Origin of the sequence: Endozoicomonas numazuensis (assembly GCF_000722635.1) — a bacterium.
GTDB classification, from domain to species: Bacteria; Pseudomonadota; Gammaproteobacteria; order Pseudomonadales; family Endozoicomonadaceae; genus Endozoicomonas_A; species Endozoicomonas_A numazuensis.
In genome coordinates, this window is the sequence record NZ_JOKH01000021.1 from 1 (window position 1) to 4182 (window position 4182).

General features: G+C 47.2%; 2 protein-coding genes and 2 tRNA genes. All 4 read left to right on the top strand.

Features of this window, described 5'->3' with window-relative positions:
• The first annotated feature begins 200 nt into the window (after positions 1-200).
• The 4 genes from GZ78_RS26895 to GZ78_RS26910 all read left to right on the top strand — a co-directional run bounded on the left by GZ78_RS26895 (position 201) and on the right by GZ78_RS26910 (position 4170).
• Positions 201-1187: a hypothetical protein gene (locus GZ78_RS26895; protein WP_034843422.1), complete on the top strand. Its 987-nt coding sequence runs from the start codon at positions 201-203 to the stop codon at positions 1185-1187.
• A gap of 662 nt (positions 1188-1849) precedes the next feature.
• A complete protein-coding gene (gene acs, locus GZ78_RS26900) occupies positions 1850-3802 on the top strand; it encodes an acetate--CoA ligase (RefSeq protein WP_034843424.1) in 1953 nt (650 codons plus the stop codon).
• A gap of 166 nt (positions 3803-3968) precedes the next feature.
• Positions 3969-4045, top strand: a tRNA-Met gene (locus tag GZ78_RS26905).
• A gap of 48 nt (positions 4046-4093) precedes the next feature.
• Positions 4094-4170: transfer RNA gene (locus GZ78_RS26910), tRNA-Met, on the top strand.
• The last annotated feature ends 12 nt before the right edge of the window (positions 4171-4182 follow it).

Below are 4182 nucleotides of genomic sequence, written 5' to 3' on the forward strand. Positions count from 1 at the left end.
TTCGATTGGATGGCGGCACAGTAAAATAACAACACACATAAAATCTGGAATAATCTTGTTGAAAGTTTACAATTTCCTGATTGTCGAGTCAGCCTGAATCCCTTGGTACTATTGATCGGAATCAATTAAGCGGGAATTGCTGACAAGAAGCTGGAAGCTGCTATGTTCAAAGCAGGACTTATTAGATGTATTAAGATTTCATGAAACTTTTAGCTATATTAATTGTCAAGGCCTCTATTTGTGCACTATTTTTTTCCACACGAGCGTTGTCGCTGCAATTTTCATCACTACCTGATTGCCACAGAGCACCATTTACTGCAGAAAGCATAAAACCAGACGCTGTTTTTGTTTCCAGTGAAAAACAGCAGCTTATTGATCCCAGAGTGAGTTCTCAGCTGATTATTCCCGATCTGCCATGCCCGGAGATTAACAGCACTGTCACCGTGGAACTGACCCAACTTGGGGAACAAGAGCAGGTGATCAGTCAACAACTTGTTGATACTCGAGCTCACTCATTCTTAGCCATCGATACTTCCGGGCTGGATATAAGTTCGCAGATTCAGATAGAAAACGAGCAGGAAGCACCCTTCCCTTCTTCGAGCTGGAGGCATACGGCCTATTTATCATTCAACGCAGGCACACATCGATATAGACTCAGGCTTGCAGGTGATCTTGATGGCTTTCCGGATATCCTTCTCAGTAAAAATGAAAAATTGCTGAACTCGGCGAAGAGTTATGAAGTGGTGGTCTTGAAGGAGCACATTCATCTAATCCAGAAAAGGCATAGTGACCCATTAATAAATCCTCCCAATACCACATCCACCAACTACCACATCAGTGCGGGCACAGCAGTGGGTATGATCAACTCATATGTTATAGCTTTTGCTGTGGGTGAAATCATGTGGGGCCTTGGAAGTTTAAGAACACCAAATAATACACCACTCTCCTGGCGTATAGCATTAAGAGCAATAAAAGTTTTTTCCTATGGCTTAACTCTGGGGTTTACAGCTCTACAAGACATTGTGATTTATTCCGCAAATTTTTGCACAAAAGGTTACTGTCTGAGCTGCGGCTTCATTCCCATCCCTTGGTACAACTACAATCAGAGAGAAATAGAAGGCTCTGTATATACAAACCCGATGTACCAGCCAAAAATCCAGCAACCGCTTCCAACTATTCCTGAATAAAAACAAAAAGCCGAAGGATAGCGCGGTTTTCCCACTTATTACCTGTTAAACCTGCCTGCCCCCAGGTTCGAACACCCTGTTCAAGGCCACAGATGGAGGCTTTACACAAAATTATACCCATCGCATTTTCTAACTATCGTAATGAGCATGGCAAGCTGGACGACAGAACAAGGCGGAACGACGAGTAATAGCCAGCTATTGCGAGAAGTTCCAATGCAGGGCGGGTGTTCAGATTGCCAGCGCAATAGCGTAACTAGAAAGTACGGTTGGTATTAGCCCAGTGCCGTTTTTTGATTCGCAGAGGAGTGTCGTGATGATTGGCTTGTCTCTGCAAGAACAGCGCTATCCAGAATTTTAAAATACGTGCTCATGACTGGGGCCGCCCCCTGTCTTTTTTAAGAACACAGTCTCATTTTAAGTGATTGACTCACTTCAGAAGATATCCATCAAACACGGGACGTTATCTATTACTTGAAACCACCCTGCCACCTGCTCACAATAGATTCCTGTTACCAAAGTCTAATTTCCTGAAAGAAGTATCGTCTTAAGATGACGGACAGGCACCGCAATGCCAAAATCTGTAGACGTCGACAGCCACTTATAACAAAAACCGTATAAGTGCATTGCCTGAAGAACTATTAGAAAAACTCTAAGGACTCCTTATGACTGAAGCACGCGTGTATCCAGTAACCGAGGCCCAACGACAAAATACTCTGGCAGATAACGAGCGTTATCTTGAAATGTACCAGCAGTCTGTCGTTAACCCGGAAAGATTCTGGCGAGAGCACGGCCAGAGGATTGACTGGTTTACCCCTTACACGCAGATCAAAGATGTGTCATTCGACCATGAAAATGTCGACATCAACTGGTTCTTCGACGGCACCACCAACGCCTCTTACAACTGTCTGGATCGCCATCTAGAGCACAAGGCTGATCAAGTCGCCATTATTTGGGAACCTGATGAAGAAGATAAACCTTCCCTTAAGGTCACTTACAAAGAACTCCATGAAAGAGTATGCCGTTTCGCTAACGGCCTGAAGAGTCAGGGAGTTGGCAGAGGTGATGTGGTCGCTATTTACATGCCTATGGTGGTTGAAGCGACTGTAGCTATGCTGGCCTGTTCACGTATTGGCGCAATACACTCCGTTGTTTTTGGTGGTTTCTCACCCGAAGCTCTGGCTGGCCGAATTATAGACTCCAACGCCAAACTGGTGATTACCGCCGACGAAGGTATTCGCGGAGGACGAAAAGTCCCCCTGAAAAAGAATGTTGATCTGGCACTTGAAAACCAGGCTGTGACCAGCATCGAAAAAGTCATTGTTTTACGCCACACCCATGGGGAAATATTCTGGCAGGAAGGACGCGATGTTAATTGGCATGATTTGACAGCACTGGCCTCCCCTAACTGCTCTGCGGAAGAAATGAACGCAGAAGACCCTTTGTTTATTCTCTATACCTCAGGTTCAACAGGCCAACCCAAGGGAGTATTACACACGACTGGAGGCTATCTGGTTTATGCCTCGATGACACACCAGTATGTTTTTGACTATAAAGACGGCGAAGTCTTCTGGTGCAATGCTGATGTTGGCTGGATCACGGGCCACACCTACGTAACCTACGGCCCACTGTTAAATGGTGCCACCATGGTAATGCATGAAGGCGTCCCTAATTACCCTGCCAGCAATAGAATCAGCAAAATCGTCGATAAACATCAGGTTAATATTCTCTATACTGCCCCAACAGCAATACGCGCACTGATGGCGGAAGGTGATGCCGCTGTTGAAGGAACGGATCGCTCCAGTCTGAGATTACTGGGCAGCGTTGGCGAACCGATCAACCCCGAAGCCTGGAGCTGGTACTACAAAACGATTGGTAATGAGCAGTGCCCGATTGTAGATACCTGGTGGCAGACTGAAACCGGTGGTGCCATGCTGACCCCCCTCCCGGGCGCTACAGACCTGAAACCCGGCTCAGCAACAAGACCTTTTTTTGGCATCAAACCGGCCCTGGTAGATAACGAGGGTCGAATCCTTGAAGGCAAGCAAGAAGGCAACCTGGTAATTCTCGACAGCTGGCCCGGACAGGCTCGCAGCGTTTTTGGTGATCACGAACGTTTCGTACAAACTTACTTTTCCAGCTTCAAAGGCATGTACACCACGGGCGATGGCGCACGCAGGGATGAAGATGGCTATTACTGGATCACTGGTCGGGTCGATGATGTACTTAATGTCTCCGGCCACCGTATGGGCACCGCAGAGATTGAATCTGCACTGGTCTCCCACCACGATGTTGCTGAAGCGGCCGTTGTTGGCTTCCCTCACGATATCAAGGGACAGGGTATATACGTCTACGTAACACTAACGGCTGAATCTGAATATTCAGATGAGCTAAAGACTGAACTAAGACAGTGGGTGCGCAAGGAAATTGGTCCCATTGCCTCACCGGATATCATTCAATGGGCACCAGGACTACCTAAAACGCGCTCAGGGAAAATCATGCGCCGAATCCTGCGTAAAATTGCATCCGGTGAATACGAAAACCTTGGAGATACTTCAACACTGGCTGACCCTGGCGTTGTCGAATCTCTCATCAAGGACCGCACATTAGCAGGCTGATTACTGTCTCCGATACAGGTTTCAATAACACCAAAAGGGCCCTGTAACCCAGAGCCCTATTTACTTTATTGAATGCCACCCACTCAAACCTCTAGTTATTAACCGCAGCATTTTAATCTTTTATTGACTTTAAGCATCATCGTCCATACTATGCGCTCCTCGTTGATGCGGGGTGGAGCAGCCTGGTAGCTCGTCGGGCTCATAACCCGAAGGTCGTCGGTTCGAATCCGGCCCCCGCTACCAACTTACAACAACAGCCTATTTACCAGAGAGCTGTTGAAAAGATTTCGGTGCGGGATGGAGCAGTCTGGTAGCTCGTCGGGCTCATAACCCGAAGGTCGTCGGTTCGAATCCGGCTCCCGCTACCACATTACAACGAC